Origin of the sequence: Actinospica acidithermotolerans (assembly GCF_018139625.1) — a bacterium.
Classification (GTDB): domain Bacteria; phylum Actinomycetota; class Actinomycetes; order Streptomycetales; family Catenulisporaceae; genus Actinospica; species Actinospica acidithermotolerans.
Genome location: NZ_JAGSOH010000241.1, coordinates 1 through 2975, shown reverse-complemented (window position 1 = coordinate 2975; position 2975 = coordinate 1). Strand labels below are relative to the sequence as shown.

The window sequence follows — 2975 nt, the reverse complement described above, 5'->3', positions numbered from 1 at the left end:
AACCGGCACCGCGCGTCGTGCCGGCTGCCCCGGCACCGCCCGCACCCTCGGCGACGCCCACCCCGACCGCGCCGCGCCCGAGCCCGAAGCCGGCCTCGCCGACGCCGCTGATCGCGCCGGCCGCGGCAAGGGTCCACACCGTGCCGTTCAGGCGTCTCAGCACGGTGCTCGTCGTGTTCGTCATCGCGATCGTGCCGGTCAGCATCGCCCGCATCCGGCACCGCGGACGGTGATGCCGGCGCCGCGGCGGCACGCGGCTACGGGACCGGCCGGGCCGGGCCGGGTCAGGACGGCTCGCCGTCCCCGGTGGCCGGCAGGGACATCAGGATCCGGGTCAGCTGGCCCAGGTCCTCGTCGGAGAGCCCGGCCAGGATCGCCGGCGGACGGGTGAGGATCTCCTCCGAGCGCTCCGCCGTCGCCCGGCCCGCCTCGGTCAGCGAGACGATCCGGCAGCGCCGGTCGCGCGCGTCCACCGTGCGCACCACCAGGCCGCGCTGCTCGAGCGCGTCCACGACCTGCGTCATGTACGGCTTGTCCACGACCAGCTGCGCGGCCAGCTCGCGCATCGGCATCGGCCGCGCCAGCAGCCGCCGCAGCGCCTTGACCTTCACGAAGCTCAGGCCGACCTCGGCCGAGACCTCGGCGCGCCGGTTGTCGTCGTAGACCATGGTGCGGATCCGGTCCCAGACCAGCCGCAGGTCCTGGTCCCGGCCGGTGTCGATGCCCGTGCTCATGATGCCGCCTGTCCCACCGTCACCCGCGCCGCCCCCTCGGACGGCGCGAAGATCGCCGCCGTACGGGCGGCGCTCGCCTTGGCCGCGCGCCCGGTCGTGATGATACCGAGGACGCCGATCAGCACGGCGCAGGCCGCGGCCACCCACCAGCACACGTGGCTCGCGTGCGTGAACGTGCCCGACGCCAGGATCGAGCCGAAGATCGCGACGCCGAGCGAGCTGCCCGCCTGACGGCTCGTCGAGGCGACCGCCGCCGCGACGCCGGCCTGCGAGCGCGGCATCCCGGAGACCGCCGTGTTCGTGATCGGCGCGTTGACGAACCCGAAGCCGACACCCATCAGCACGTACGCGATCGCGACCACCCCCAGCGACGTCGTCGCGGTGAACGTGGTCATCAGCACCGCGGCCAGGAACAGGAACACCGCGGCGCCGACCAGCGGCAGGCGCGGGCCGCGCGAGCCGACGATCCGCCCCGAGACGGGGGAGAGGACCATGTTGGAGGCGGCCATCGGCAGCGTCACCAGGCCGGTCTTGACGGCCGAGAAGCCGCGCTCGTCCTGCAGGTACAGGGCGTTGAGGAACAGGAAACCGGACAGGCACAGGAACGCGGAGACCGCGATGACCGTGGCGCCGGAGAACGGCATGGAGCGGAAGAACCGCGGGTCGATCAGCGGCTCCTCGCGCCGGTTCTCGTACCGGATGAGGAAGCCGACCGAGAGGATCGCGACGGCGAACAGGCCGATGATCAGGGCGCTGCCCCAGCCGTGCCGCGGGCCCTCGATGATCGCGGAGGTCGAGGACGCCAGCGCCAGGATCACCAGGACCTGGCCGACCGGGTCGACGCGGCGGGCGCGCGGCGCCTTGGACTCGGGCACGAACACGGTCGTCAGGACGAGGGCGGCGATGCCGACGGGCACGTTCACCCAGAAGATCGCCCGCCAGCCGACCGCGGAGACCAGCGCGCCGCCGATCACCGGGCCGAGCGCCATCGACAGGCCGAACACGGCGCCCCACACGCCGATGGCCCGCGCGCGCTCCTTCGCGTCGGTGATCGTGTTCGTCACGATCGACAGGGCCACCGGGTTGAGCATGCTGCCGCCGAGGGCCTGCAGGACGCGCGCGGTCACCAGCCAGCCGAGCGAGGGGGCGATCGAGCACATCAGCGAGCCGAGGGTGAACAGCAGCAGCCCGGTGCGGAATATCCGCCTGCGGCCGAGCCGGTCCGCGGTCGAGCCGGCCAGGATCAGGAAGGAGGCGAGCACGAGCGTGTACGCGTCCATGATCCACTGCAGGTCGGTGAGCTGCGTGTGGAAGTCGGTCTCGATGGTGGGCAGCGCGACATTCACGATCGTCACGTCAAGGCCGACGATGAACAGGCTCATGCAGCAGATCGCGAGGACGAGGTTGCGCCGCTTCGGTGAGAGGTCCGGCATGGCTCCCCCAGTTACCAGTTAGTTTCGCTATTAGAACTATTAAGAGCGTATAACTAACGGGCGGAGCGGGCAACCCGGCGCGGGCCGCCGCCGGCCCGGCCTTGGCCGACGCGGTGACCAGGAGTTATCATCGGGAGCATGCAGTCAGTCCGTAGTCGCGCCGTGCCGCTGGTCCGCCGCGGGCACATCGACTACGGCCGGGTGGGGTCGGCCTCCTGTCCGCCCTGCCGATGAGCCCCCGCTCCGCGCATCCCGCACCCCTGGCCAGCCCCACTGCATCCCCCCTGGACGGACACCGTGAACTCCGGTCTGCTCATCGCCGTGCTCGTGCTGCTCGCCGCGAGCGCCTTCGGCCTGTGGCGCAAGCGCACGGACGGCGTCATGCGCGCCCGTGAACCCCGCGCCGCAGACGCCGGAACCGCCGAGGCCGCGCCGCTGGGCGAGCCGGCGCTCGGCGGCCCGCTCGGCGCGCGGGCCACGCTCGTGCAGTTCAGCTCCGCGTTCTGCGCCCCCTGCCGGGCCACCCGCGTGGTGCTCGCGAAGGTCGCCGAGGACGTCGACGGCGTCGCCCACTACGACCTCGACGCCGAGGCCCACCTCGAGCTCGTGCGCGAGCTCGGCATCCTGCGCACCCCGACCACGCTCGTGCTCGACGCCTCCGGCCGGGAGACCGCCCGCGCCGGCGGCGTGCCGCGCCGTGAGCAGGTCCTCGCCGCCGTCGGCTCCGCGGCCTGACCCGCCCCGCGGCCCGAGCCGCGCGGCCCGAAGCAGACTCCCCCTCCCCGAAGGACCCCGCCGTGACCGAGAA

Annotated in this window: 4 protein-coding genes; 1 reads left to right on the top strand and 3 read right to left on the bottom strand. The window is 73.1% G+C overall.

Translation table 11 applies throughout. The features are described 5' to 3' along the window. The 3 genes from KDK95_RS34265 to KDK95_RS34255 all read right to left on the bottom strand — a co-directional run. The coding region (locus KDK95_RS34265) for a hypothetical protein (RefSeq protein ID WP_212522526.1) at positions 1-205 on the bottom strand (205 nt) is incomplete at its 3' end. A gap of 79 nt (positions 206-284) precedes the next feature. Next, complete coding sequence (locus KDK95_RS34260; RefSeq protein WP_212522525.1) at positions 285-734, bottom strand: MarR family winged helix-turn-helix transcriptional regulator; 450 nt, start codon at positions 732-734, stop codon at positions 285-287. Then, positions 731-2167 (bottom strand): MFS transporter, encoded by a 1437-nt coding sequence (locus KDK95_RS34255; RefSeq protein WP_212522524.1) that lies wholly within the window; start codon positions 2165-2167, stop codon positions 731-733. Before KDK95_RS34255 ends, KDK95_RS34260 begins: the two co-directional genes overlap by 4 nt. Before the next feature lie 297 nt (positions 2168-2464). Here KDK95_RS34255 and KDK95_RS34250 point away from each other — a divergent pair, with 297 nt between their 5' ends. Next, positions 2465-2902 (top strand): thioredoxin family protein, encoded by a 438-nt coding sequence (locus KDK95_RS34250; protein WP_307844906.1) that lies wholly within the window; start codon positions 2465-2467, stop codon positions 2900-2902. The last annotated feature ends 73 nt before the right edge of the window (positions 2903-2975 follow it).